Below are 26,647 nucleotides of genomic sequence, written 5' to 3' on the forward strand. Positions count from 1 at the left end.
TAGCGCCGATGGTAGTGTGGCATTCGCCATGCGAGAGTAGGACACTGCCAGGCACCCAATACAAGAAACCCCGCTCATCGAGCGGGGTTTTTTATTGCCTGCAATTCAGCAAATCGTCTGATAATTGACCTTCTTTACCCCCTCTTTAACCTGAACACCTTATCCTCCCTGTCTGTTTTACTCATAGAAATTGACCCCAACGGCGTAAAATAGCTCTTTATCTGGTCGGAGATAGCCCATGTTTTGTCCAAAATGTGGTGGTCAAACCCTGCAGAGCATCAGCCCCAAAGAGTTTCGCTGTGGCTGCGGTTTTCATTTTTTCCAGAATGTGGCGACGGCTGTGATGGTGGCGCTTTGCTGGCAGGACGAGGTGCTGGTTGCGGAGCGTGCCCGCAATCCGTGCAAGGGGTTGCTGGATCTGCCGGGCGGATTTGTCGATCCCGGCGAGTCGCTGGAGGGGGCGCTGGTGCGCGAGTTACAGGAGGAGCTGGGGCTCGATGTCAGCGCCCAACCTTTTACCTATCTCGGTTCATTCTCCAATATTTACCCCTACGATGGCATCACCTATCACACCTGTGACACCTTCTTTGCCATCAAGCTGAGCGAAAAACCGGTCATCCAGCCGGCTGACGATGTCGCCGCCTGTCAGTGGCTGAAGATCAGCGATATCCCCTTGCCCCGCTTTGCTTTCGAGTCGACGCGCACCGCGATGGCGCGGTTACAGCAATCCCCTTTGCAAGCCTGATCCCTGCTGATGACGATGGGGATTGGCAGCGACCATCCCTGTCTCATCCTTGTCCGCTTTTGTCCCGCAGACGCCATTCGTCAGACGGTGAGTGGTATAGTCAGCAGTGAATCCGGATTCAAGGAGCATATCGTGAAGAAGATAGTTCTCATCTTGCTCGGCATCGCCGTGGCGGCCTTGCTGGCCATAGTGACGTTGATAAGCCTTATCGACCCCAATCAATTCAAGCCCCAACTGGCTGAACAGGTGCGCAAGAGCACGGGCCGGGAACTGGTGATGGCGGGGGAGATGGACTGGCGTTTCTGGCCGAGTCTCGGCCTCTCGCTGGAGAAGGTGGCTCTGCGCAATCCGGCCGGTTTTGCCGAGCCGGATCTGGTTCGTTTCGAACAGGGCGAGGCCTCGGTGGCCCTGTTGCCGCTGCTCTCACATCGTCTGGAGATTGGCAAGGTGACCCTGAGTGGCGCCCATCTCTTTATCCAGACCAAGGCTGATGGCAGCTCCAATCTGAGCGGACTGATCAAAGATGCCACTGCTGATGCAAGCGAACCGGTCGTCCCCGCAACCCCTGCGCCAACCGCTGACAGCAAGCCCTGGCAGATCAGCTTGCAGGGTGTCGCGCTCTCCCAGGCCAGTGCGCTGGTACAGGATGATCGCAGCGGCACGTCGCTGCGACTGGATCGCCTCGATCTCGATATGGGGCAGCTGGCCACCGGTCAGTGGGTACCCGTGACGCTGGCCGCCAAGGGGAGTGCCGACAAGCTCGCTTTCGATGTTAAAGGGCAGACCCAGATCAAGCTGGCGCAGGAGGTGATGGCCAGTGAACTGAAAGACTTGAGCCTCACTGGCAGCCTGAGTGACCCGGCCCTGCGACTCGATAGTTTCTCCATCAAGGGAGACCGACTGGCCCTGGGTGAGTGGAGCAATCTCACGTTGGCGCTGAAAGGAGCCAAGGGTGAGGGGCAGCAAGCGTTACTGGCTGGTTCGCTGGAAGGAACGCTCAAGGGACGGCTCGATAAAGAGATGAAGCTGGCCGAGCTCTCCGATGTGCTGCTGACGGCAGCGTTGGAAGGTGATGCGCTGCCACGTCCGCAGATGAAGCTGAAACTGGCCGGGTTTGCCCGTGCCGAGCTCGACAAGCAGTTGATTACCCTGAGCAAGCTGGTGATGAGTGCTGATGAGGCGCTGCTGAGTGGTGATGGAACCGTGCAGCTTGGCGCTGTTCCCGCAATCAGCTTCGATCTCAAGGGGGAGAAGCTGGATCTCGACAAATGGCTCGCCAAATCGGCACCGACCACGACCGCACAGCCGAAAGAGGACAAACCGGCGGCCGGTGTTGCCAACACCGCTGCAAGTGGCAATAAAGCGGTAACCGGCAAGAGCGAAACCCTCTCCGCGGTCGAACCGGATCTGGGCGCGCTCAAGGGGATGGATCTGGATGGTCGGCTGCAACTCGGCAGCCTGCGTCTGAAAGGGCTGGATCTTGGCGCAGTCGATCTGCAGGTGGCTCTGGCAAAAGGGCTGATGACGCTCAAGCAGTTCAGCGCGACCGTGGCTGGCGGTCAGGTAAGCGCGAAAGGGGTTCTCGACGCGCGCCAGCAGCCCGCCACCTACAAGGTGCACAAGCAGGTGGCCGGGGTGAACATTCGTCCCTTGTTGCAGACTCTGGCTCAGAGTGATCTGCTGGAGGGCAAGGGCGATCTCGATGTGCAGGTGCAGGGGCGCGGTCTCTCTGAGTTGGCACTGCGCAACGGGATGCAGGGCAAGGTTACCTTGAAACTGAGCGACGGTGCCCTGCATGGCATCAACCTGCCGGAGATGATCCGCGAGGCGCGGGCTACCCTCACCGGCAAGGGGGCCGAGCAGGTGAAGGAGGCGCGCAAGACCGACTTCAGCGCCCTGACCGCCAGCTTCCAGATTGCCGATGGCATCGCCCGCAGCAAGGATATCCAGCTCTTTGCCCCCGCCTTGCGGGTCAAGGGCGAGGGGCAGACGGCGCTGGTGCCGGAGAACCTCGACTTCCTGTTCCTCACCTCCATCGTCGAGAGCAGCAAGGGGCAGGGGGGCAAGGATGTGGACGAGCTCAAGGAGATCACCATTCCGGTGCGGATCGGCGGCCACTGGCAGGCCCCCAGCTACCAGCTCGATGTGAAGGCGCTGCTCAGCAACAACAAGCTGCTGGAGGATAAAGCCCGCAAGGAGGCCGAACGGGGCCTCAAGAAGCTGCTGGGGGACAAGGCCGACAACGAGGCCGTCAAAGGGGTGGCTGACCAGCTGCTCAAGGGACTGTTCAAATAGGTGACACTTCACATGGGCTGGCGCGAGCCGCGCCAATGCCGTTAGCGGTTGACCGGATGTCAGCGCCATTGAAAAATGGCGCTGACATTTTTTATGGCGCAGTGATCTGCTGCGCCTTGATCCGGAGTCATCTCGAGTTGAACCCATGCGCCTGATCCTGCTGCTCTGTTCCCTGATCTGCTACGGCATGGCTTCTCCCGTGCTGGCCGGGCCATTGGCGGATCGCCTGGCAGGCGAGCTGGCCAGGCAGGTTCCCGAACAGGCGCTGCCGCTTGACGAGGTGCAGCGGCTCGATCGTCGCCTGATCGCTCCCGACTCCCTTCATCCCGCCTGGCAGCGCTATCCGCTGCGTCAGCTGCAGGCCATCTATCGCTATCAGCAGGAGTGCGGGACAGAGAATGAGTTGCCCGCCGAGTGGCTGCCACTGCTGCGGGCGCTTTGCGGCCAAGGGGCTGTACCCTCGACCCGCTGGTTTGCCGCTCACCCCATCTATCCGCTGGGGGGAAGCAGCGCTACCCGCTGGCTGGCAGGTCATCCGGCGGCCGGGCTCGATGCTCTGCTCCATGTGCGGGAGCGGCGTGATCAGCTGGGGCTGCTTGGCGAGCTCGATGATGACAACCTCGATGCCTTGCTGCGGGGTGAGCGTTGGCTGCTGCAATCCGGCCAACTCTGGCTGCTTGGTGATGGGCAGTGGCGCCGCTATGGCGCCGGGCAGTGGCAACCGCTGGCCGAGCGGCTCGGCGTGATGCTGGATAGCCGAGTCGATGGCCCCTGTGAAGAGCGAGTCGGAGCGATTTGCTTCAATGCTCTCCCCACGCTTGGCTGGCAGTGGCTGGCGCTGGCCAGCTCGTTTGGCTTTATCCTGCTGCTGGGGTGGGCCAGCTGGCAGCGCTGGCGCCTGCTGCGGGAGCGGCGTGTCGCATTGCAGATGCTGACCCACGAGCTGCGTACCCCCATCATGGCGCTCTCCGGCATCAGCGAGGAGCTGCGCCACGATTTCGACCGGCTGCCCCCTTCCGCTCAGCAGAGCGTGGGGCAACTGCTGGGCAGTGTCGCCCGCCTGCATCAGCTGGCGCAGGCCAGTCGCCACTATCTGGCGGCAGAAACTCTCGAAGATGAGCGGGTGGCGGTCAGTCTCACTGAGTGGCTCACCCTGGCTTGCGAGCGACATGACGCCACCTTCTGCCTTGAGCGGGAGATGACTCTGGCGCTCCCCTTCTACTGGCTCGATCTCGCCCTCGACAACCTGCTGCGCAATGCCAGCCAGCATGGCCGCGCGCCGGTTCGCGTCTGTGCCAGCTGGCAGGCGGGGCGTTTGATCCTCGCGGTCAGCGATGGCGGCGAGCTGCCGGGTTATCGGCTCGCCACCCTGGTGCGCCGCGGTGCCCGTGCCGATGGTCTGGGGCTGGGGCTTGCCATCGTGCGCCATCTGCTGCGCCGTCTTGGCGGGCGCCTCGCCCTATCCGGCCCGCCCACTACTTTTACCCTGACGCTGCCCTGCCAACTCTGGAGCGACCCCGAATCATGAAGACCATCCTGCTTGTCGAAGACGAGGCATTGCTGGCGGAGAATCTGCAACGCTATCTGACCCGCGAGGGGTATCGCTGCCTCTGGTGCGACACTCTGGCTGCGGCGGAGCAGCAGTGGCTGGCGGCGGATCTGGTGCTGCTCGATCGCACCATGCCGGAGGGGGATGCCCTCGACTGGTTGCCCCTGTGGCTGGCGCGCAAGGCACTGCCTGTGATCGTGCTCACCGCCAGGGTGGAGGTGAGCGATCGGGTGGCCGGGCTCGATGCGGGGGCGCGCGACTACCTGACCAAGCCCTTCTCCCACGACGAGCTGCTGGCGCGGATCCGGGCCCAGCTGCGCCAGCTGGGAGATGGCACTCAGGCGGTGGGCGGCTTGCAGCTTCATCCCGCCCGGATGCAGGCGAGCTGGCAGGATGCGGAGGTGAGTTTTACCCCCACCGAGTTTGCCCTGCTCACCCTGCTGGTACGAATGGCGGGACGGGTGCTGAGCCGGGAGGAGATCCTCAACCGGGTGTGGGGCTATCAGGCGTTTCCCTCCACCCGCACCGTTGATACCCATATTCTGCAGCTGCGCCAGAAGCTGCCCGGGCTGGCCATCGAGACGGTGCGCGGCATCGGCTACCGGCTGGAGGTGACAGCGTGAAGCGCGCAACGCTGGCTGCTCTGCTGTTGGCTCTAAGCGCTGGCTGCGTTATGGCAACTGATCGCGCCGACCCGCTGCAACCGGCTACGTTGGCGCTGTTGCAGGGGGATAACCGGCACGCCTGGCAATCTTTGCAGCAGGCATGGCCTGCGCTCAACAGCGAAGCCGAGCGCCGTAGCTGGCAGGGGATGCTGGCCGCGCTGAGTGCCCAACACTGCGGCAAGGATTTCCCGCTCACTCTGCCCGATGGGGTGAGCGAATTGACGCTTGAGCTGATCCAGCGCGATGCGCCGTTGCTGCGGGACTATCGGGTGCAGCTGACCGGCGAGGGGCCCATCACCGCCGCTGAACTTATCGATCCCGCTGGCCGCGACCGGCTGGCAGGCGCCCAGTGGGAGGCGGAAGAGAACTCCGGAGTCAGGGTCGTCGGGGCTGATCTACCGACGCCTTTGCCAGCTGGCCTCTATCAGCTGCGGCTGGCAGTGGCGGGCAAAGCGTGGCAGGTAGCGCTGCCGCTGCCTGCGGTGCAGGATCTGGACTGGCTCTCCCGCTCGCCGCTGGCGGTGGCCAATCCCCCCGCCAATCCCGCTTCCTGTACGCCGCTCTGGCTTGAGCAGACGGTGCTGGCCCGCCCGCAATACTCCCTGCTCTGGTGGCACCGGATTGCGCCCGATGAGCCGGTGAACTGGCCAACCGCTACGCCCGATAGCTGGCGCACCCTCTCGCTGGTGCAGACCAGCCAGCGTGGCCAGCTGGTGTTGCAGCTAAGCCACAGTCAGGCGGGGCCGGTTGAGTAATGGTCGTCGTGATGGTCAGGTCACCGCAATCCTGACATTGGCCTGACAATCGCAGGCGGCCAATCTGCTGAAATGGCGATTCCCGTGTGTTATCAGGAATCACAGACCATGACTCTTCTTCCCGTGCTAACGAGCCGGATCCGCCCGCTGCTGCTGTTGGCGCCGCTGTTCTCCCTGCCTGCCGAGGCGCTGACCCTTGCCAACGATCAGTGGCGCATCGAGCTGGATCCCGCCACCCTGGCGGCCGAGGCTGTGCTGCCATCGGGCAAGCACCTTCTCATCTCTTCTCCCGGCCCTCGCCAGCCGGTCACCGCCTTGCAGCAGGAGGGGGAGCGCGCCAGCTGGCTGACCCGTGCCGATGGCGAGGTACGGGCCTTGGCCCGCCTTGAGGGCAACCGCCTGATCCTCACCCTGAGCCGCGCGACCACTGGCGAGCTGGTATGGCCGCGGGTACCGGCAGGGGCGCAGGCGCTGATGCTGCCGATCCACGAGGGATTTCGCATTCCGGCTACGCACACTGCGTGGCGCAAGGCGCTGGCGCAGGAGTATCAGGGGATCAACACCACGGATAATCTGACCCTGCCGGTGGTTGGGCTGGATCACGGCGATCAGCAGCTGGCGATCCTCTTTGCCAACCCCTTCAACAAGCGGCTCACCTTTGCGCCCAAGCAAGATGGCATTGCCCTCACCGCGACCCATAGCGTCAATCGCCTCAATCTGGCTGACCCCTATGAGGTGGCAGTGTCGTTGCAACCGGGCAACGACTGGCTAGCGGCGGCCAAGGCCTATCGCAGCTGGTTGCAGGCACGGGGTGAACTGGTCTCGCTCGAGAGCAAGCTGGCGGCAGTAAAGGATGGCAAGCGGCTGATCGGCGCCTCTCACCTCTATCTCTGGGGTGAGCGACTGCTGGTGCCACAGGATGTGAAGAGCTGGCCCGCGCTGCGCCGCCTGATCCCTGTTGACTGGCTCAAGGGGGAGAGCAAGCGTGCGCTGCAAGCGCCCGATCTTGAGCGCAACCGCTATCTGCAAAATCTGGTGCTGGCCGGAGTGGAGCAGGCGCTGGCGCAGCGCCATCCCGGTCAGCAACCGGCCGATTTCGCCGCCCGGCGCACGCTGGCTGCCACGCAACTGGGCGCTGCGCTCAACGAGCCACAGAGCTGGGGCGATGGCAGCTCGGCCAAGATGATCGCCGCTCTCAAGCAGGCTGGACTACCCAAACTCTGGCTGGGTCTGCCCCAGTGGACCGCCGGTTTTGCCGCGCCAGAGGGGATAGCGCTTGCCAAAGAGGCGGGTTATCTCATCGCTCCTTACGACTCCTACGATACCGCGTTGCCGGAGGGGAATCGTCAGCAGAGCTGGCTCACCGCCCAGATGGGGCAGGATATCTACCTGCGCTGCGGCATCATGCAGGAGAACGGTCGACGCAAGAGCGGCTTTCAAAATAGCGGCGTTTACACCAATCAGGCCTGCGTGCGTCCGGTGATGGAGCAGCGAGTGCCCAAATTGCAGCAGGCAAGCCACTACAACAGCTGGTTCCTCGATGTGGCGGCGACCGGCATGGTGTTTGACGACTTTGATCCGGCCAAGCCGACCACTCAGGCGCAGGATGCGCAAAACCGGATGGCCGGGATGACGTGGATTGCCAAGAGTCAGGGGGTGCTGGTGGGCTCCGAGGAGGGCGGTGCGGTTGCCAACCGCACCGCGGCCTTTGCCCACGGCCCCCAGACCAGCGGCTTTGGCTGGCAGGATCCCGATATGCGCCGCAACAAGCGCTCTCCCTACTATCTGGGGGCCTGGTATCCCGACTATCAGCCTGCGTTCTTCTTTCGCCAGAGCCACCTCAAGCCCGAGTATCAGGGGCTCTACTTCGATCCGGCGCTGCGGCTGCCGCTGTTTCAGAGCGTCTTTCACGACAGCATAGTGACCACCCACCACTGGACGCTGGATAGCCTCAAGTTCAGGGAGAGTCGTCAGGTCACCGAACTGTTGCAGCAGCTCTACAACGTGCCGCCGCTGCTCAACCTCAGTCTGGATAGCGCCAGCGTGCGCATTCCCTACCTCAAGGGACTCGATGCCTTCTTCCGCCCACTGCATGAGCGGCTCTACAACCAGCCGCTCACCGGTTTTCGCTGGCTCGACAAACGAGGAGTGGTGCAGCAGAGCGAGTTTGCCGATGGCACTCGACTGATAGCCAACTTCGGCCCGGCCACCGAGCAGGCGGGGATAAAACTGGCCGCTCAAAGCGTGTTGGCGTTGTTGCCCGATGGCAGTCAGCAGCAGTTTGTCTCGCAACCGGATGGCGCCCGCTAATCTGGCGTTCTGGCTTTTATTTCATTAGAGGATGATGTGGCGGAACTTTTTATTTATAGATGAACGTTCTGCAAAATGGATTAGAGGTAGTTCTGATGATTGAGAGTGAAGTAATTAGAGAGGTAAACCATCCGGCGTGGCCGCTGGTCTGGCAGATCTATGGCGAGAGTTTTCCCCGCTACGAACAGCGCCAGCCACAGCATCAGCCACAGAAGATGCGGGATCCTCGCTATCACTGCCAAATCTTTTATCAGGACGGCCTGCTGCTCGGTTTCATCTTCTGGTGGGCGTGCGGCGAGCAGATCTATATCGAACATCTGGCCATCAATCCTGCGCTGCGCGGCCGCAACTACGGCAGCCGCCTGCTGGCTGAATTTTGCGAGCGGGCAGGCAAAACCGTCATTCTCGAGATCGATCCGCCAGAGGATGAGATTGCCATTCGCCGTCTGCGCTTCTATCAGGGGCTGGGCTTTTGTCTCAACGACTATGCTCATGTCCACCCGCCCTATCATTCTGATTATCAAGGACATGCGCTGCGGGTGTTGAGCTATCCGGGGCTTCTTGAGGAAGAGGCCTATCAGCGTTTCAACCAGATGCTGGTGGAGACGGTGATGGAGCACGGCTTGAGTTGTAAAACGGGGATGTTCATTGCGAGATGAAGGGGGGATTATCCCCCCTCCTAATTTCTACTATTCATAGACTGATGTCGCGGTCAGCAACTGATCTGCAAAGGTAAAAATTTCATCGATCGAGGAAATAGGATGCCTAGTCTCTTTTTTGTCAGCGTCAAATAAACCGATATATTTCTGCCTTGCATTGAAATGCAACCGGCATAACGGCTTGCGATTATTATCGTCGAGGAGAATGCCAAAATAACTTTGGGTATCTCTTGCCGCGATTCTTGTTACATCAAATCGCTGTCTCAGAATTGCTTTGACAACATTAAAGCCTTCCATCTCTTCAATCGTTGTATCGACCTTTGATTTTTCCTCACTACAGCCTTCGGCATTATTGTTATCACTTGATGGATTACTATCAAATGCCGGTTGGATAGTTGAGGAGTTGACACTACCACCAATCGCAGATTTCAATCTTGCATTGATGCTGTCATTCAGAAATTGGCTAAGTGCCTTCTTGGTAATGTCGGTAAAGGACTGTTTGACCTTTGCCGTCAGTACACCGTCATAGATTCTGGATGCAAAAAACTTAACAAAGTCTTCTTCCGGTGAGCCAAATTGTTCGGCTAGCAATTTTTTGATCTGGCTAAGGTACTTCAGTTCGCCAGCTGCATCGACAACTGAATCAACATCGAAAGAGGTTTTGGTTAGTTTTAATACCTCAGGCACTATGTGTTCATCTATGTCTTCCAGATCGAGCGTCAAAAATGGTTTTTCGTCCATTTTGTTTGGGGCATCAAGGTCTGTGTAGAACTCATATTGTGCCCCATTGGTAAGAATGCCGATTCGAGCATTGGTAACTGAAAAATAGCGAAAGAGTTGACCAGAGTGCTTGGCCGAGAGTTTTTCACTGTATTTTTTACACTCAACCAGAATTTGCACTTGGCCATCTTTGAGAATGGCGTAGTCAACCTTTTCCCCTTTTTTGATGCCTGTATCTGCGGTGAATTCCGGAATCACCTCCGTAGGGTCAAACACATCATAACCAAGTACACGATTGAGAAATGGCATGACAAATGCGTTTTTGGTTGCTTCTTCTGTGGTGATCATCGATGACTGTTGAGCAATCTTTTTGGCTAGACTCTGTAGCTGCTCTGAAAAATCCATTGTTTCCTCTCTGCGCTGGGACTGGAATTGTTGAGTTGATATTCACCCGTCATATCTGGCCAAAATCAGGTGAGGTCATAGAGACGGTTTATCTCTACGTATATTCAGCAAAGTGCCATACGATTCCAAGGCTGGTATGCCTGAAACAGGATCCAGCTCACCGCTATTGAGTGTTATATGAAGAAAATATGAGCTTGTAGCTGATATTTATATTAGAAAGGGGCGCCCAAGCGCCCCTTTCTCGTTGAACCTGCTGTGGTTTATCTCACTCCCCCAGCAGCTTGCGCCAGACGGCGAGCACATGGCTGCGCTCACTCTGCAGCTGATCGTCGCTCACCTTGCGGGAGATCTCCGAGAGGTTGAGGCGATGGCCGAGGTTGCGGATCTCCAGATAGGCCTGCTTCAGCCCCTCCGCCTGCTCCAGGGTTAGCACCCCCGCCATCACGCATTCATCGAAGATGCGCACGTTATCGGACCAGCGGGTGAGGGCATCGGGCTCGCCGCAGGCGTGGGCCAGCACCAGATACTGGGCGATAAACTCGATATCCACCATGCCGCCGGGGGACTGCTTGAGGTCGAACTCGCCGGCCCCCGCCTTGAGCAGGTGATCCCGCATCTTGTGGCGCATTTCGCGCACCTCGCGGGCCAGGGTCGGCAGCTCCCGCTCCTTGGCCAGCACATCGCGGCGGATACGGGCAAACTCGGCAACGATGGTGTCATCGCCATAGATGGGGCGGGCCCGCACCAGCGCCTGATGCTCCCAGGTCCAGGCTTCGTTTTGCTGATATTGCTCATAGGCCGACAGCGACGAGACCAGCAGGCCAGCGTCGCCGGAGGGGCGCAGCCGCATGTCGATCTCGTAGAGGATCCCGGAGGGGGTGCGGGTGCTGAACAGGTGCAGGATCCGCTGCGCCAGACGCAGGTAGAACTGGCGGCTGTCGATGGGCTTGCGGCCATCGGTATAGCTGTTGGGATCGCCACCGTGCAGGAACACCAGATCGAGATCCGAGCCGTAGCCGAGCTCGATGCCGCCCAGCTTGCCATAGGCCACCACCGCAAAGCCGCGCTGGCCGCTTAACGCCACTTCGGGCGGCACCCCGTAGCGCTCGCTCATCTGGGCCCACGCCTGATTGACCACCTCCTCGGTGATCGCCTCCGCCAGCCAGGTGAGGTGGTCGCTCACCTTCATCAGCGGCAGGGCGCCGGCGATGTCGGCCGCCACGATGCGCAGCAGTTGCACCTGCTTGAACTGGCGCAGCGCCTCCATCTGCTGCTCCACGTCCTCTTCGGGGATGCGCAGCAGGAACTGGCGCAGCTGGGGCTTGTACTGATCGAGTGGGGTGGGGTGGTAGAGGTGCTGGGGATCGAGCAGCTCGTCCAGCAAAATGGGGTAGCGGGCCAGCTGTTCGCTCACCAGATGGCTGGCGTCGCACAGCCGCACCAGCTGGCGCAGGGCGCCCGGGTTCTCCGCCAGCAGCTGCAGATAGGCGCTGCGGGTGAAGATGCGGGTCAGCAGCTCGCATACCCGCTCGAACAGGCGGGCGGGTTGCTCACTGGCGACCACCAGCCGCAGCAGCTCCGGCATCAGCCAGTCCAGTGCGATGCGTCCCTGCGGCCCCACCTGACGGCGCTTGTACTCCTCCTTGAAGCGCAGCAGGGCAGCGCAGAGCGGAGCGGGCTCGACGACCCCTTGAGCAGTCAGCAGTTTTTCCAGCTCGGCAGCATCGAGCTCGGTACGCCAGAGATCGAGCCAGAGCTGCTCGAGATGGGCGGGAGCCTCTTTCTCTTCCCCCACCACGGCGGCGAACTCCTGATGGACGGCTGCCATCTCCTCATCCAGATGAGCCATAAAGGCGCCCCAGTCAGCAAAACCCAGAGCCGCGATCAGCCGCTGGCGATCCCGCTCTTCGGTGGGCAGGGTCTGGGTCTGCTGATCGCCGATCTCCTGCAGAATGTTTTCGACCCGGCGCAGGAAGCGATAGGCCGTCAGCAAGCGGTCGCAATGGGCGGATTCGAGGGCGCCGCACCGGGCGATGGCGGCCAGCGCTTCGGGTAGGTGGCGCACCCGCAGTGCCGGTTCACGACCGCCGCGAATAAGCTGCAGCGCCTGGGCGATAAACTCCACTTCGCGAATGCCGCCGGCCCCCAGCTTGATATTGCCCTCCAGCCCCTTGCGGCGCACCTCGGCAGCGATCATCGCCTTCATCTGGCGCAGGCCGTCGATAACGCCAAAGTCGATATAGCGGCGAAACACGAAGGGGCGCAGCATCTCGGCCAGCTCCACAGCGTGCTCGCACTGGGGCCCCAGTACCCGCGCCTTGACCATGGCGTAGCGCTCCCAGTTGCGGCCGTGATGCTGGTAGTAATCCTCCATGGCGGCGAAGGAGATGGCGAGCGGCCCCGCATCGCCAAAGGGGCGCAGTCGCATATCGACCCGGAACACCTGACCATCCTGAGTGGGCTGGTGAAGGGCGTTGATGATGCGCTGGCCGAGCTTGATAAAGAACTGCTGGTTGGCGAGCTCGCGCCGCCCGCCGACCGTGTAGCCGTTCTCGGGGAAGGTAAAGATAAGGTCGATATCCGAGGAGAAGTTGAGCTCGCCGCCGCCGAGCTTGCCCATGCCGAGGATAAGCAGCGGTTGCGGGTTGCCGTTGCCGTCCATCGGGGTACCCAGCTCGCCACACTGTTTGGCGTAGAGCCAGTCGCGGGCGGAGCTGATGAGGGCATCCGCGAGCTTGGTGAGATGGATAAAGCTCTCTTCCACCGCCGCATGGCCCAGCAGCTCGCGCCAGGCGATCACCAGCATGCGGCTGCGGCGGAACTGGCGCAGGATACGCTTGAGGGCCTCTTCATCGCTTACTTCGGCGAGCAGGGAGGTGAGGTCACTCTGGTAGGCGGGCCACCGCTCGGAGCGCTCCAGGTCTCCGGAGGCGAGCAGCTCGGTCAGCAACTCGGGCTGTTTGAAGAGGGAGTCGGCGACAAAATCGGAGAGGCCAAGCAGGGTCAGCAGGGTCTGGCGAACGGGCTCGGGCAGCGAGCCATAGTCGGGGGCCAGTTCGATCAGCCTTTGCCATTGGCGCTCGGCCTGTTCTTGCAGCAGGGGGGAGAGGGCGGAGAAAGAGGGAGAGTGCTGGGCCACGGTTGCCGTCCTTGTGATTAACGAAACTGCCGGATAAAAAGCTGGTTGCCAATCTAGCACTGTCAGGCCCCCGCGTCACAGCGCAGGGGCGAGAAGCATGATCCGGCAAGGAAAATGGGTTGCTGGTGGGGATATGAAGAAAGGCCCCTCAGGGCCTTTCTGTCTATGCGCTGTGGTCACACCAGCTTGAAGGACTGGATCTGGCTGTCGAGCTCCTTGCTGTGCTGCTCGACCAGCTCGGAGGCCTCTTGCAGTTCGCGCAGCACCACAACGGAGCCTTCGGCGATCTGCTTGACCTGTTCCAGATTGCCGCGCATCTCTTCGGCGACCGAGCTTTGTTGCTCGGAGGCGGCGGCGATGTGGCGGTTCATATCGGCGACACCCTGTACCCGCTGCACTATGGTGGCGAGCTGGGTACCGGCCTGGGTCACCTGTTCCACCCCCTTGTCGGCCTGCTGTACGCTTTGGGCCATCAGCTCGCCAGCCTGATGGGCATTGCCCTGCAGCTGTTCGATCATCTTCTGGATCTCGACGGTGGCGGCCTGAGCCCGGTTGGCCAGCTCGCGCACTTCGGAGGCCACCACGGCAAAGCCACGACCCGCTTCACCGGCGCGAGCCGCTTCGATGGCCGCGTTAAGTGCCAGCAGGTTGGTCTGCTCCGAGATGCCGCGAATGGTGTCGACCACAGAGCCAATGCGCTCGACCCCCTGCTCCACCTCGTTGACCACGGTGGCGGAGCGCTGGATGTTGCCGGAGAGGGTGTCTATGGTGCTGACGGTATCGGCGACGCAGCGGCTCCCCTCTTCCGCCAGCTGGCTGGTTTCGGCGGTGGCGTGAGAGGCCTGATCCGCATGGGCGGCCACTTCGCGAATGGCGCCGACCATCTGGCTCATGGCGCTGGCCAGCTGTTCGATCTGGGTGAACTCTTCGTTGATCGCTTCGTTGGCCTCTTCCATGCAAAGGGTCACCTGGGAGGCGATGTCGTTGAGCTCCTTGCAGGCGGCGCGCTGGTTGCCAAACACCTCTTTGAGGTTCTCCTGCGAGTGTGAGACCGCCTTGGCGATGTCACCGAATTCGTCACGAGACTTGAGCAGTACCTTGTGGCTGAGGTCCCGCTTGGCGAAGCGCTCCAGCAGGCCCACCAGATAGTGCACCTGCTTGACCATCAGGCGGGAGCCGGTGAGCAGCAGGATCACGAACAGCAGCCCCATGACGGCGGTCTCCATCAGACCGGTCCAGAGCAGGCGATTGGAGATCGCATCCGCCTTGGCGGGATCGAGCCCTTCGCTGAGCAGGGTCGCTTCCAGATTGTTGGCGTCAAACCAGAGTTTTGTCAGTAGCAGGAGGGTACTGAACACCATCAGCAGCACCACTTTGGGTACCAACCGGATGTTGCTCATTCTTTTCTCCAGCAGGTTCAGCTGCATTGTCATTCTCCTTTTAAAAGCCGTTTTTTCCTTTGCCCTCAGGACTATCGGCATTATCTTCTCTTTTATTAATTTGCACTGTGCTTAAAGTTGGAAAATGTATGCGACATCACTTAACTCATCTGCGGGCGATGGATCTGCTGATGGCATTTCTGTCGATTATCTCGGTTGTGCTGGTGACGGCCCGCTGGTGGGGCCATGAGAGCCTGACACCACAGACTCTGCAGCTCTTCTATGACCTCGACAGTCTGATCTGCTACTTCTTCCTCGCGCACTTTGCTTATGGCTGGATCCGGGCCTCTGATCGCAAGGCCTATTTCAAGGCCAACTGGATCTATCTGCCGGGTAGCCTGCCGATGGCGGAGCAACTGCGCTGGGCGCGGTTGATCCAGCTGTGGCGGGTCTATCAGCTGTTCAAGGAGCACCCGGATCTCTGGGCCATGTTCCGTCGCGAGCGCAACGAGACCACTCTCTCCGGCATCCTGTTCCTCTTCTTCCTGCTGCTGGGGGTGGGCTCCGGCGTCATGTACTGGATTGAGTCAGGCCAGCCCGGCAGCCAGATTGAGACACCCTATGACGCGTTCTGGTGGACGCTGGTGACCCTCTCGACAGTGGGTTACGGGGATCTGGTGCCCAAGACCGAGGAGGGGCGGTTTGTCGCCAGCCTGCTGATCCTGTTCGGGGTCGGTCTGTTCGGTGCCATCAGCGGTTTCATGGCCAGCCTGTTTTTGCAGCCCAACAAGGGGGATGGCGAGACCGACAAGTGGCGTCATCACTACAACAACCAGCAAGAGGAGCTGCTGCGGGAGATCCGCGCCCTGCGCAGCGAGGTGCAGGAGCTGAAAAACAAGTGAGACCGCAGACGGGCAAGTTGCGAGGTGACTCGCAACTCTGCGCTCTTTATCTGGGGGGAGGTGCTTTTTCTTTGCTTGTCCTTTAACCTGCTGGCGGCTTAACATTCAACCTCTTGTCCAAACCTGAAAAAGAGAACCGATCGACCATGCGCGCCCTTCTCGGGATTTTGATCTGCTTGTGTGCCCAACAGGCACTGGCCGATACCCGTTATGTTTCAGACAACATCTTTACCTATATCCACAATGGCCCGGGTACCCAGTACCGGATCCTTGGCAGCGTCAAGGCTGGTGAACCGCTGGAGGTAAAGGCGGTGAACAGCGAGGCCGGTTTCACCCAGGTGGTGGACGGTCGTGGCCGCGAGGGGTGGATCAAGAACAGCGAACTGCAGAGCCAGATCAGCCTGCGCGAGCGTCTGCCCCAGGTGGAAAAAGAGCGCGATGAGCTTAAAGATCGCCTGCAGAACCTCAACGGTGACAACGAGAAACGCTTCACCGAGAAGGATGGCCAGATCGCTGCCCAGAGCAAGGAGATCGCTGCTCTCAAGGCTCAGCTGGTCAGTCAGGGTGAGGAGATGAGCAATCTCAAAGAGCAGAATGATGCCCTGACCCAGAGCTACGACAACCAGGAGCACGACATGCAGATGGACTGGTTTATCCGTGGTGGTGCCATGGTGGGGGCCGGTATCCTGCTCGGTATCCTGCTGCCCATGCTGCCCCGTCGTCGCAGCCGTGGCGATCGCTGGATGAACTGACAGCATCTGGCTGAATGAATTGCTGAGAAGGGTCGCCGTGGCGGCCCTTCTTTTTTGGGCGCATTGGGGACATCCGCTATTGGGCGGGGTGCGTGGCTGCTTTGCGACAGGGCGGGCGGTGGCAGATCGTATACAAAATGAAGTCAGATGACCCTCATGTTTATTGGCGGGCTGGCTTCAAAAGGGAATGAATAGGGTGAATTAGCGATCTTTGTTAAAGAGTGGCAACAAATTCATTTCATACAGGGTGCAACATTGTATACATTATCGGCGTTTCGGCGGCGCGTCCGCCTTTGTCGATATCAGCCCTAGGGCGTACAGGAAGACCCCATATGTTCAAAGCTACTCAAGTGCTTGCCGCTGACTATATCCCCTCTGATCTGGCCGCCCTGCGCGAAGCCATCACCCAGAACTACGTGGTGGATGAAAATGCCTATCTGGCCGAACTGTCGGCCATGCTGCCGGGGGATGGCGCCTCGCTGGAGCAGGTGACCCAGCGTGCCCGTACTCTGGTGACCAAGGTGCGCAAGGAGAGCGGCTCCGGTGACGGTATCGACGCCTTCCTGCAGGAGTACAGCCTTGATACCCAGGAGGGGATCATCCTGATGTGTCTGGCCGAGGCGCTACTGCGCATTCCCGATGCCGAGACCGCCGATGCCCTGATCAAGGACAAGCTCTCCGGCGCCAACTGGTCCTCCCATTTCCGCAAGAGCGATTCTACTCTGGTCAACGCCTCCACCTGGGGGCTGATGCTGACCGGCAAGATTATCAAGCTCGACAAGAAGCTCGACGGCAACCCGGCCAACCTGCTGGGGCGTATGGTCAACAAGCTGGGGGAGCCGGTGGTGCGCTCCGCCATGTACGCCGCCATGAAGATCATGGGCAAGCAGTTCGTGCTGGGGCGCGACATGAAAGAGGCGCTCAAGGCGAGCCGCAAATCCCGCGAGCTGGGTTACACCCACACCTACGACATGCTGGGTGAATCTGCGCTGACCATGCAGGATGCCGACAAGTATCTGGCCGATTATCGTAACGCCATCGAGGCGGTGGGCAACGAGCGGATCAGCGACGGCGGCCCGGCCCCCTCCATCTCCATCAAGCTCTCGGCGCTCCATCCACGCTATGACGTGGCCAACCGCGAGCGGGTGCTCGGCGAGATGTGCGAGCGGCTGGTGGGGCTGGTGCGTCTGGCCCGCGACAAGGATGTGGCCATCAGCATCGATGCCGAGGAGATGGACCGCCTCGAGCTGTCGCTGGATCTGTTTGAGCAGCTCTACCGCTCCAACGCCAACCGTGGCTGGGGCAAGCTCGGCATGGTAGTGCAGGCCTACTCCAAGCGCGCCCTGCCGGTACTCTGCTGGCTCACCGCGCTGGCCCGCGAGCAGGGTGACCTCATTCCGGTGCGCTTGGTAAAAGGCGCCTACTGGGACAGCGAACTGAAATATGCCCAGCAGGCGGGCCTGCCCGGCTACCCGCTCTTTACCCGCAAGGCGGGCACCGATATCTCCTACCTCGCCTGCGCCCGTTACCTGCTGAGCGAGCCGACCCGCGGCTTTATTGCACCCCAGTTCGCCACCCACAACGCCAATACCGTGGTCAGCATTCTGGAGATGGCTGGCGATCGCCAGTTTGAATTCCAGCGCCTGCACGGCATGGGGGAGGAGCTGCACAACGCCGTGCTGAACGACAATCCCGGCCTGCACTGCCGCATCTATGCGCCGGTCGGCGCCCACAAGGATCTGCTGCCCTATCTGGTGCGCCGCCTGCTGGAGAACGGGGCCAACACCTCCTTCGTCCACAAGCTGGTGGACCCCAACACCCCGGTAGATTCACTGGCCGAGCATCCGCTGCGCACCCTCAAGCGCTACTCCGGCTTTGCTAACGACCGCATTCCGCAGCCGGTGAACCTCTTCACCGACCGCAAGAACTCCAGCGGCGTCAACATGAACATCCTCTCCATCCAGCGCCCCTTCTTCGCCCGCTTGAAAGAGCTGGAGAGCAAGCAGTGGCTGGCAGGGCCCATCGTCGATGGCGAGACCCTCAAGCGCAGCGAGGCGCGCACCGTGCTGAGCCCGCAGGATGTGAGCCTCACTGTCGGCAAGATCCACTGGGCCGACGAGCAGGCGGTGGAGCAGGCGCTGGCCTCGGCCCACGCTGCCTTCCCGCGCTGGCGTGAAACCCCGGTGAGCGAGCGGGCTGCCGCGCTGGAGAAGCTGGCGGATCTGCTGGAAGCGAACCGCGAGCAGTTTGTCTCCCTCTGTACACGCGAAGCGGGCAAGCTGCTGCAAGATGGCATCGACGAGGTGCGTGAAGCGGTCGATTTCTGCCGCTACTACGCGGTGCAGGCGCGCAGCCTGATGGGGCAGGCGACCCTGCTGCCCGGTTACACCGGCGAGCAGAACGAGTTGTTCCTGCAGGGGCGCGGCGTCTTTGTCTGCATCAGCCCGTGGAACTTCCCGCTGGCGATTTTCCTCGGCCAAATTGCTGCGGCGCTGGCCACTGGCAACACCGTCATCGCCAAGCCTGCCGAGCAGACCGGCCTTATCGCCCATCTGGCGGTGACTCTGGCCCATCAGGCCGGTATTCCGGGCGACGTGCTGCAACTGCTGCCCAGTGACGGCGCCACCGTCGGCGCCAAGCTGACTGCGGACTCGCGCATCGGCGGCGTCTGCTTCACCGGCTCCACCGAGACCGCCAAGCTCATCAACATGACTCTGGCCCAGCGCGATGGCGCCATCCTGCCGCTCATCGCCGAGACCGGCGGCCAGAACGCCATGATCGTCGACTCCACCGCCCTGCCGGAGCAGGTGGTGCGCGACGTGGTGAGCGCCGCCTTCCAGAGCGCCGGTCAGCGCTGCTCGGCCCTGCGGGTGCTCTATCTGCAGGAGGAGATCGCCGAGCGGGTGCTGGAGATCCTCACCGGCGCCATGCAGGAGCTGAAAGTGGGCAACCCGGCCGAACACAACACCGACGTCGGCCCGGTGATCGACGCCGATGCCAAGGCCGGTCTCGATGCTCACCTTGCCTACATGGTGCCGCGCGCTCGCCTGATTGCGCAGGCGCCGATGCCGGCCGCGACCATGGAAGGGCATTTTGTCCAGCCGACCGCGCTGGAGATCGGCTCCATCCGCGAGCTGGCCAAGGAGCAGTTCGGCCCCATCCTGCACGTGGTGCGCTACGCCACCCGGGATCTGGACAAGGTGATCAGCGATATCAACGGCACCGGCTACGGTCTGACGCTCGGGATCCACAGCCGCAACGAATCCCACGCCGAGGAGCTGGCGAGCCGCATCAACGTCGGCAACGTCTACATCAACCGCAACCAGATCGGCGCCATGGTCGGGGTGCAGCCGTTCGGCGGGCAGGGGCTCTCCGGCACCGGCCCCAAGGCGGGTGGCCCTCACTATCTCGGGCGGTTTGTTACCGAGAAGACCCGTACCATCAACACCACGGCGGTGGGCGGCAACGCCTCCCTGCTGGCGATGGGCGATGCCTGATCCGCGTCGATAGAGGCCGGATACTGGATACCGGATAACAACGGGCCGCCTTCGGGCGGCCTCTTTATTTGCGCCATCCGTTTTTTACGAATGGAACAATCGGCCACGGCGGGGTCGTCAGCGACCTGTGCTGGTCGTAAGATGGGAGCCATTCGCGCGGCGTTTGCCCCTTGCTCGGCCAGCCGTGGTCAGGGTTCTGTTTAACTGGACTTTGTGTAATTGGACTTAAGTGAGAGTGTTTATCTGATGTCATTAACCGAACAAGCCCGCTGGTTCGTGCTGGGGGGCGATCATCTGGTACTGCTCGATCAGCAAGGTCAGGTGCCACAGGGCAGTAAAGCGTGCCTGCCCGCAGCGTTGGCTGACGCCCATTTCGAGCGTTTCGACGAGTGGCAGGGGCTACCCTGCTATCTGCTCGATCTGGGGGCTGAGGCCGACACGAGCGCCATGAGCCCTCTGCGCCAGCTGATGGTGGCGGGAGACGAAGAGGGCTTTCGTCTAGCTGGCCGCGCCTGGCAGCTCGCCACCTTCCGCCGTACCCACCGTTTCTGCGGCGAGTGCGGCGCCCCCATGACCCCGAAGGCGGGGGAGTGGGCGCAGGTGTGCCACCACGGCCACACGGCCTATCCACGCATCTCTCCCTGCATTATCGTGGCGGTGCGCAAGGGGCCGGAGATCCTGCTGGCGGCCCATCGCCGTCACTATCAGGCGGACGATCCCATGTATACCGTGCTGGCCGGCTTTGTGGAGGCGGGAGAGAACCTTGAGCAGTGCGTGGCACGGGAGGTGTTCGAGGAGAGCGGCATCCGGGTGCGCAATGTGCGCTATGTGGCGAGCCAGCCCTGGCCATTCCCCCACAGCCTGATGATGGGCTTTACCGCCGACTACGAGAGCGGCGAAATCCGGGTGCAGGATGACGAACTGGTCGCTGCCGATTTCTTTGCCGCCGACCGCTTGCCGCGTTTGCCGCCCCACGGCACCATCGCCCGGCGGCTGATCGAGCGTTCGCTGGCGGGCGAGGGGTAACGAGGCGCTTATCTTTTCGCCAATCTTTTTGCACTTCTTGTTACAAGCGGGGCGGTCAGGTTTGCGCCCCTTCACATCTTTGCAACCGCGCGCCCATTTGCCACGTTTTGGGCAGTCCGCTTGACTGGGCAAAGTGGTATTATGACCACCATTTTATGCGTGATACGAAATCGGGAACTGGGATGAAAGAGCTGAAGAACGATCGATACCTGCGCGCTTTGCTGCGTCAGGATGTGGACATGACCCCGGTATGGATGATGCGCCAGGCTGGCCGTTATCTGCCGGAATACAAGGCGACTCGCGCCCAGGCGGGGGATTTCATGTCTCTGTGCCGCAATGCCGAGCTGGCCTGTGAAGTCACCCTGCAGCCGCTGCGCCGCTACCCGCTCGATGCCGCCATCCTCTTCTCCGACATCCTCACCGTGCCCGATGCCATGGGGCTCGGTCTCTACTTCGAGCAGGGTGAAGGCCCGCGCTTCGAGCGTCCGATCACCTCCATGGCCGACGTGCAGGCGCTGCCCATTCCGGATCCGGAAGATGAGCTGGGCTACGTGATGAATGCGGTGCGCACCATCCGCCGTGAGCTCAAGGGCGAAGTGCCGCTCATCGGCTTCTCCGGCAGCCCCTGGACCCTGGCCACCTACATGGTGGAGGGGGGTAGCTCCAAGGCATTTACCAAGATCAAGCAGATGATGTACGCAGAGCCGCAAACCCTGCACCTGCTGCTCGACAAGCTGGCCGACAGCGTGATTGCCTACCTCAACGCCCAGATCAAGGCGGGTGCACAGGCGGTCATGGTGTTCGACACCTGGGGCGGCGTGCTCACCCCGCGTGATTACCGCGACTTCTCCCTGCAGTACATGCACAAGATTGTCGATGGTTTGATCCGCGAGCACGACGGTCGCCGTGTGCCGGTCACCCTGTTTACCAAGAACGGCGGTCAGTGGCTGGAGCAGATCGCCGCCACCGGTTGCGATGCGCTGGGTCTGGACTGGACCACCGACATTGCCGACGCCAAGCGTCGGGTTGGCGACAAGGTGGCGCTGCAGGGCAACATGGATCCCTCCATGCTCTACGCCACTCCGGCTCGCATCCGTGAAGAGGTCGCCTCCATTCTGGCCGGTTTCGGTCACGGCAATGGCCACGTCTTTAACCTCGGCCACGGCATCCATCAGGATGTGAACCCGGAACACGCTGGCGTGTTCGTCAACGCGGTACACGAGCTCTCCGCCCAGTACCACGGTCGCTAAGGCCGGGGCGAGCGAAGAAGAGTGTGTTTGATATTCGGGGCCGTCAGGCCCCGTTTTACATTAAAAAAATGGCGCTGCGACGACGAGCGCGTGGCGGCCGAGCAGGAGGCAAGATGAGCAGCAAGTCACTGGATTGGGGTATCGATCTTGGCGGTACCAAGTGTGAATGCGTGGTGCTGGATGGCGACGAGGTGCTGCTGCGCCACCGCATCCCCACCGAGCGGGCCGGCGGTTATGACCATATGATCGGCCAGATCGCCAAACTGGTAGCTGAGTGTGCCGAGAAGATTGGCCAGCGCCCGACCGTCATCGGCATGGGCACGCCGGGGGCGCGGGATCCGCAGACCGGCCTGATGAAGAACTGCAACACCACCGAGCTCAACGGCAAGCCGTTCAAGGAGGATCTGGAGCGCAAACTGGGTGTGCCGGTGCTGATTGCCAACGACGCTAACTGCTTCGCGCTGGCAGAAACCCATCTCGGTGCAGTGCGCCAGCACCATCCCGATGCGAAAGTGGTGTTCGGCATCATCATGGGCACCGGGGTCGGCTCCGGCATCGTCATCAACGGCCAGATCCTCAACGGCCACCACGGCATCGCCGGTGAGTGGGGCCACAATGTGCTCTCCCCCGATGGTCCCGAGTGCTACTGCGGCAAGCGCGGCTGCGTCGAGACCCTGATCAGCGGCCCGGCGCTGGAGGCCTGGTATGAAGCCAAGGCCAAGCGTCGCCTCTCGCTTGCCCAAATCGCGGCCGCCACGGCTCACGATCATGTGGCCAAACTCACCATCGACCGGCTGCACCTGCTGTTTGGTCAGGCGCTGGCCAACGTGGTCAACATTCTCGACCCGGATGTGATCGTCATCGGCGGCGGGGTGGGCAATGTGCAGAGCCTTTACAGCGCCGGACGACAGACAATTTTGCCCTTCCTCTTTAATCCCCGCTTCAGAGCCCCCATTATTGCTCCTGCCCTTGGTGACAGTGCCGGGGTATTCGGGGCCGCACTGCTGGCCCGCGGTGAATTCAAGGAGGCCCTGCTGTCGTAGCCGGGGCTCTAGGGGTGGCCGGTGCGCCGCCCTGTTGCTGGTTCAAGGAAACGGATTCTCGATGATCAAGATTGCCATCAATGGTTACGGGCGGATCGGTCGCAACGTGTTGCGAGCCCTCTATGAAAGCGGGCGCGACAAGACCATCAAGATCGTCGCCATCAACGAGCTGGCGGCCCCCGAGGCCATGGTGCACCTGACCCGTTACGATACCAGTCACGGTCGCTTCCACCATCCGGTGCAACTGGCGGGCAACAGCATGCTGGTGGGGGAGGATCTCATCTCCCTGTTTGCCGAGCGGGATCCGTCAAAGCTGCCGTGGCGGGCGCTGGGGGTGGACGTGGTGCTCGATTGCACCGGGGTATTCGGCTCGCGGGCCGATGCCGAGCTGCATCTGGCGGCGGGGGCGGGCAAGGTGCTCTTCTCCCACCCGGCGGATGCGGATGTGGATGCCACCGTGGTCTACGGGGTCAACCATCATACCCTCACCGGAGCGGAGCGGATTGTCTCCAACGCCTCCTGTACCACCAACTGCGTGGTGCCGGTGATTGAAACATTGCATCGAGAATTCGAGATAAATTGTGGTACTATTACGACAATTCATTCGGCCATGCATGATCAGCAAGTCATCGATGCCTACCACAGTGACTTGCGCCGAACCCGCGCTGCCAGTCAGTCCATCATTCCGGTGGACACCAAGCTGGCAAAGGGGCTGGAGCGTATCCTGCCCCACTTCGCCGGCAAGTTCGAGGCGATCGCGGTGCGGGTGCCGACCATCAATGTAACAGCGATGGATCTCAGTATTACTGTTCGTAAAAAAGTGACAGTTACTGACGTAAATCAAGCCCTGCAACGGGCATCCAGAGGTACATTACACGGTATTCTGGATTACACGGAAGAACCGCTGGTCTCCGTAGACTTCAATCATGATGCACACTCCTGCATCATTGATGGTACCCAGACCCGGGTGAGCGATGCCAACCTCGTCAAGATGTTGATGTGGTGCGATAACGAATGGGGCTTCGCGAACCGGATGCTGGATACCACCCGGGCCATGATGGCCGCAGGCTGAGCCTGCCCCGGGCGAAAGGTTACTGTTTTTAACATTACCTGGAAAATATAGAGGACTGAATATGTCTGTTATCAAGATGACTGACCTGGATCTGGCGGGTAAACGCGTTCTGATCCGTGCTGACCTGAACGTACCGGTAAAAGACGGCAAGGTCACCTCCGATGCACGTATCGTTGCGACTCTGCCGACCATCAAGCTGGCTCTGGAAAAGGGCGCCAAGCTGATGATCACCTCCCACCTGGGTCGTCCGACCGAGGGTGAATACAACGAAGAATTCTCCCTGGCTCCGGTTGTCAACTATCTGAAAGACGCTCTGTCCTGCCCGGTTCGCCTGGCCAAGGATTACCTGGATGGCGTAGAAGTCGCTGCCGGTGAGCTGGTTGTGCTGGAAAACTGCCGCTTCAACAAAGGCGAGAAGAAGAACACCGAAGAGCTGGCCAAAAAATACGCCGCCCTGTGTGATGTCTTTGTAATGGATGCGTTCGGTACTGCTCACCGCGCCGAAGGTTCCACCTACGGTGTTGCTCAGTTCGCACCTGTTGCTTGTGCCGGTCCGCTGCTGGCGGGTGAACTGGAAGCCCTGGGCAAAGCCATGCTGAAGCCCGAGCGCCCGATGGTTGCCATCGTTGGCGGCTCCAAGGTCTCCACCAAGCTGACCGTTCTGGAATCCCTCTCCAAAATCGCTGACCAGCTGGTTGTCGGTGGTGGCATCGCCAACACCTTCATCGCTGCTGCCGGTCACAACGTCGGCAAGTCCCTGTGCGAGCACGACCTGATCGACACCGCCAAGAAACTGGCTGCCGAGACCAACATTCCTGTGACCACCGACGTGGTTGTAGGTGCCGAGTTCTCCGAGTCCACTCCGGCCACCATCAAGTCCGTCTCTGACGTGACTGACGGCGACATGATCTTCGACATCGGCCCGGATTCTGCCAAGGCCCTGGCTGACATCATCATGAACGCCAAGACCATCCTGTGGAACGGCCCGGTCGGTGTATTCGAGTTCGACCAGTTTGCTGAAGGCACCAAGGTGATCGCTGAAGCCATCGCTGCTTCTCCGGCCTTCTCCATCGCTGGCGGTGGCGACACCCTGGCTGCTATCGACAAGTTCGGCATCGCTGACAAAGTCTCCTACATCTCCACTGGCGGCGGCGCCTTCCTGGAGTTCGTAGAAGGCAAGGTACTGCCGGCTGTTGCGATTCTGGAACAGCGCGCCAAAGCCTAATTGACCCGGAACGGGGGGCAAAAGCCTCCCGTTTCGTTTATCATGTGCCCGCTGTGCCGGTTCATGATGAACCCCCCATTTTTTATTAACGGCATACGAGACAGGACGATTAAACATGTCTAAGAAAATTTTCGACTTCGTAAAACCCGGCGTGATCACTGGTGATGACGTTCAGAAAGTGTTCGCCATCGCTAAAGAGAACGGCTTTGCTCTGCCGGCCGTAAACTGCGTTGGTACCGACTCCGTGAACGCCGTACTGGAAGCTGCCGCCAAGGTTAAAGCGCCGGTTATCGTTCAGTTCTCCAACGGTGGTGCCGTGTTCACCGCCGGTAAGGGTCTGAAGCTGGAAGGTCAGAAAGCTGCCATCCTGGGTGCCATCTCTGGTGCCAAGCACGTTCACGCTGTTGCCGAAGCCTACGGCGTGCCGGTAATCCTGCACACCGACCACGCTGCCAAGAAGCTGCTGCCGTGGATCGACGGTCTGCTGGAAGCGGGCGAGAAGCACTTTGCTGAAACCGGCAAGCCGCTGTTCTCCTCCCACATGCTGGATCTGTCCGAAGAGTCTCTGGAAGAGAACATCGACATCTGCTGCGAGTACCTGACCCGCATGGCCAAGATGAACATGACTCTGGAGCTGGAACTGGGTTGCACCGGTGGTGAAGAAGACGGCGTCGACAACAGCCACATGGATCAGTCCGCTCTGTACACCCAGCCGGAAGATGTTGCTTACGCTTACGAGCGTCTGTCCAAGATCAGCCCGCGTTTCACCATCGCTGCCTCCTTCGGTAACGTACACGGTGTATACAAGCCGGGTAACGTCAAGCTGACCCCGTCCATCCTGGACGCTTCCCAGAAGTACGTTTCCGAGAAGTTTGGTGTTCCAGCCAAGTCTCTGGACTTCGTATTCCACGGTGGTTCAGGTTCCACTCTGGAAGAGATCCGCGAGTCCATCTCCTACGGCGTAGTGAAGATGAACATCGACACCGACACCCAGTGGGCAACCTGGGAAGGTCTGCTGAACTTCTACAAGAAGAACGAAGCTTACCTGCAAGGCCAGCTGGGCAACCCGGAAGGCGCCGACAAGCCGAACAAGAAGTACTACGATCCGCGCGTATGGCTGCGTGAAGGTCAGACTTCCATGATCGCTCGTCTGGAGAAAGCATTCTCCGACCTGAACGCCATCGACGTACTGTAATTCGTTACAGCACCTTGATTGCATGAAAAGGCGCCCTTCGGGGCGCCTTTTGCATTTCTGTGAT

The 26,647-nt window shown here is 60.8% G+C and carries 19 protein-coding genes; 16 read left to right on the forward strand and 3 right to left on the reverse strand.

Annotated elements, in window-relative coordinates:
- Positions 1–238: 238 nt before the first annotated feature.
- The 7 genes from OKC42_RS16400 (at position 239) to OKC42_RS16430 (ending at position 8,978) form a co-directional block, all read left to right on the forward strand.
- Positions 239–745 carry an NUDIX hydrolase gene (locus OKC42_RS16400; RefSeq protein ID WP_270820255.1) on the forward strand — a complete coding sequence of 169 codons (507 nt, stop codon included), beginning with the start codon at positions 239–241 and terminating at the stop codon, positions 743–745.
- 132 nt (positions 746–877) lie between these two features.
- Positions 878–3,040: an AsmA family protein gene (locus OKC42_RS16405; RefSeq protein ID WP_270820256.1), complete on the forward strand. Its 2,163-nt coding sequence runs from the start codon at positions 878–880 to the stop codon at positions 3,038–3,040.
- A gap of 145 nt (positions 3,041–3,185) precedes the next feature.
- The gene (locus OKC42_RS16410; RefSeq protein ID WP_270820257.1) at positions 3,186–4,568 is read left to right on the forward strand and encodes an ATP-binding protein; all 1,383 of its coding nucleotides are present in this window, start codon (positions 3,186–3,188) and stop codon (positions 4,566–4,568) included.
- Positions 4,565–5,212: a response regulator transcription factor gene (locus OKC42_RS16415; protein WP_236323452.1), complete on the forward strand. Its 648-nt coding sequence runs from the start codon at positions 4,565–4,567 to the stop codon at positions 5,210–5,212. Before OKC42_RS16410 ends, OKC42_RS16415 begins: the two co-directional genes overlap by 4 nt.
- A complete protein-coding gene (locus OKC42_RS16420; RefSeq protein WP_270820258.1) occupies positions 5,209–6,009 on the forward strand; it encodes a DUF2861 family protein in 801 nt (266 codons plus the stop codon). The genes OKC42_RS16415 and OKC42_RS16420 overlap by 4 nt, the downstream gene beginning before the upstream one ends.
- A gap of 108 nt (positions 6,010–6,117) precedes the next feature.
- Positions 6,118–8,319 carry a glycoside hydrolase gene (locus OKC42_RS16425; RefSeq protein WP_270820260.1) on the forward strand — a complete coding sequence of 734 codons (2,202 nt, stop codon included), beginning with the start codon at positions 6,118–6,120 and terminating at the stop codon, positions 8,317–8,319.
- A 95-nt stretch (positions 8,320–8,414) separates the two neighbouring features.
- Positions 8,415–8,978, forward strand: coding sequence for a GNAT family N-acetyltransferase (locus tag OKC42_RS16430; RefSeq protein ID WP_270820261.1), 564 nt, complete (start codon positions 8,415–8,417; stop codon positions 8,976–8,978).
- Positions 8,979–9,008: 30 nt separating this feature from the next.
- Here the strand turns inward: OKC42_RS16430 and OKC42_RS16435 are convergent, their stop codons facing one another.
- The 3 genes from OKC42_RS16435 to OKC42_RS16445 form a co-directional block, all read right to left on the reverse strand.
- Positions 9,009–10,103 carry a type I restriction endonuclease gene (locus OKC42_RS16435; RefSeq protein WP_021229484.1) on the reverse strand — a complete coding sequence of 365 codons (1,095 nt, stop codon included), beginning with the start codon at positions 10,101–10,103 and terminating at the stop codon, positions 9,009–9,011.
- 265 nt (positions 10,104–10,368) lie between these two features.
- A complete protein-coding gene (gene glnE / locus OKC42_RS16440) occupies positions 10,369–13,242 on the reverse strand; it encodes a bifunctional [glutamate--ammonia ligase]-adenylyl-L-tyrosine phosphorylase/[glutamate--ammonia-ligase] adenylyltransferase (protein ID WP_270820262.1) in 2,874 nt (957 codons plus the stop codon).
- 176 nt (positions 13,243–13,418) lie between these two features.
- Positions 13,419–14,669, reverse strand: a complete 1,251-nt coding sequence (locus tag OKC42_RS16445; protein WP_270820263.1) for a methyl-accepting chemotaxis protein — start codon at positions 14,667–14,669, stop codon at positions 13,419–13,421.
- A 101-nt stretch (positions 14,670–14,770) separates the two neighbouring features.
- Between OKC42_RS16445 and OKC42_RS16450 the strand changes: the two genes are divergently transcribed.
- From OKC42_RS16450 to fbaA, 9 genes are all read left to right on the forward strand, one after another.
- Positions 14,771–15,523, forward strand: a complete 753-nt coding sequence (locus OKC42_RS16450; RefSeq protein WP_005354446.1) for a potassium channel family protein — start codon at positions 14,771–14,773, stop codon at positions 15,521–15,523.
- Between the two features lie 146 nt (positions 15,524–15,669).
- A complete protein-coding gene (locus OKC42_RS16455; RefSeq protein WP_005335443.1) occupies positions 15,670–16,275 on the forward strand; it encodes a TIGR04211 family SH3 domain-containing protein in 606 nt (201 codons plus the stop codon).
- A gap of 332 nt (positions 16,276–16,607) precedes the next feature.
- A complete protein-coding gene (putA, locus tag OKC42_RS16460; protein WP_270820265.1) occupies positions 16,608–19,772 on the forward strand; it encodes a bifunctional proline dehydrogenase/L-glutamate gamma-semialdehyde dehydrogenase PutA in 3,165 nt (1,054 codons plus the stop codon).
- Between the two features lie 246 nt (positions 19,773–20,018).
- The gene (gene nudC, locus OKC42_RS16465; protein ID WP_270820266.1) at positions 20,019–20,798 is read left to right on the forward strand and encodes an NAD(+) diphosphatase; all 780 of its coding nucleotides are present in this window, start codon (positions 20,019–20,021) and stop codon (positions 20,796–20,798) included.
- 182 nt (positions 20,799–20,980) lie between these two features.
- The gene (hemE, locus tag OKC42_RS16470; RefSeq protein ID WP_005335440.1) at positions 20,981–22,048 is read left to right on the forward strand and encodes a uroporphyrinogen decarboxylase; all 1,068 of its coding nucleotides are present in this window, start codon (positions 20,981–20,983) and stop codon (positions 22,046–22,048) included.
- A 113-nt stretch (positions 22,049–22,161) separates the two neighbouring features.
- Entirely contained in the window at positions 22,162–23,091 is a 930-nt protein-coding gene (locus OKC42_RS16475) for an ROK family protein (protein ID WP_270820267.1), read from the forward strand.
- A gap of 61 nt (positions 23,092–23,152) precedes the next feature.
- Entirely contained in the window at positions 23,153–24,163 is a 1,011-nt protein-coding gene (epd, locus tag OKC42_RS16480; protein ID WP_005335438.1) for an erythrose-4-phosphate dehydrogenase, read from the forward strand.
- A gap of 61 nt (positions 24,164–24,224) precedes the next feature.
- Entirely contained in the window at positions 24,225–25,388 is a 1,164-nt protein-coding gene (locus OKC42_RS16485) for a phosphoglycerate kinase (RefSeq protein WP_005335436.1), read from the forward strand.
- A gap of 115 nt (positions 25,389–25,503) precedes the next feature.
- Positions 25,504–26,583: a class II fructose-bisphosphate aldolase gene (fbaA, locus tag OKC42_RS16490; protein ID WP_005340963.1), complete on the forward strand. Its 1,080-nt coding sequence runs from the start codon at positions 25,504–25,506 to the stop codon at positions 26,581–26,583.
- Positions 26,584–26,647: the final 64 nt, after the last annotated feature.

The sequence above is a fragment of the Aeromonas sp. Y311-2 genome, assembly GCF_027706025.1.
Classification (GTDB): Bacteria; Pseudomonadota; Gammaproteobacteria; order Enterobacterales; family Aeromonadaceae; genus Aeromonas; species Aeromonas veronii.

Bases quoted from the DNA above. Each gene is read 5' to 3' on its own strand.
- OKC42_RS16400 (WP_270820255.1), top strand. From the start codon at position 239: ATGTTTTGTCCAAAATGTGGTGGTCAAACCCTGCAGAGCATCAGCCCC.
- OKC42_RS16410 (WP_270820257.1), top strand. From the start codon at position 3,186: ATGCGCCTGATCCTGCTGCTCTGTTCCCTGATCTGCTACGGCATGGCT.
- OKC42_RS16415 (WP_236323452.1), top strand. From the start codon at position 4,565: ATGAAGACCATCCTGCTTGTCGAAGACGAGGCATTGCTGGCGGAGAAT.
- OKC42_RS16425 (WP_270820260.1), top strand. From the start codon at position 6,118: ATGACTCTTCTTCCCGTGCTAACGAGCCGGATCCGCCCGCTGCTGCTG.
- OKC42_RS16430 (WP_270820261.1), top strand. From the start codon at position 8,415: ATGATTGAGAGTGAAGTAATTAGAGAGGTAAACCATCCGGCGTGGCCG.
- OKC42_RS16435 (WP_021229484.1), bottom strand. From the start codon at position 10,103: ATGGATTTTTCAGAGCAGCTACAGAGTCTAGCCAAAAAGATTGCTCAA.
- OKC42_RS16445 (WP_270820263.1), bottom strand. From the start codon at position 14,669: ATGCAGCTGAACCTGCTGGAGAAAAGAATGAGCAACATCCGGTTGGTA.
- OKC42_RS16450 (WP_005354446.1), top strand. From the start codon at position 14,771: ATGCGACATCACTTAACTCATCTGCGGGCGATGGATCTGCTGATGGCA.
- OKC42_RS16455 (WP_005335443.1), top strand. From the start codon at position 15,670: ATGCGCGCCCTTCTCGGGATTTTGATCTGCTTGTGTGCCCAACAGGCA.
- putA (WP_270820265.1), top strand. From the start codon at position 16,608: ATGTTCAAAGCTACTCAAGTGCTTGCCGCTGACTATATCCCCTCTGAT.
- nudC (WP_270820266.1), top strand. From the start codon at position 20,019: ATGTCATTAACCGAACAAGCCCGCTGGTTCGTGCTGGGGGGCGATCAT.
- hemE (WP_005335440.1), top strand. From the start codon at position 20,981: ATGAAAGAGCTGAAGAACGATCGATACCTGCGCGCTTTGCTGCGTCAG.
- OKC42_RS16475 (WP_270820267.1), top strand. From the start codon at position 22,162: ATGAGCAGCAAGTCACTGGATTGGGGTATCGATCTTGGCGGTACCAAG.
- epd (WP_005335438.1), top strand. From the start codon at position 23,153: ATGATCAAGATTGCCATCAATGGTTACGGGCGGATCGGTCGCAACGTG.
- OKC42_RS16485 (WP_005335436.1), top strand. From the start codon at position 24,225: ATGTCTGTTATCAAGATGACTGACCTGGATCTGGCGGGTAAACGCGTT.
- fbaA (WP_005340963.1), top strand. From the start codon at position 25,504: ATGTCTAAGAAAATTTTCGACTTCGTAAAACCCGGCGTGATCACTGGT.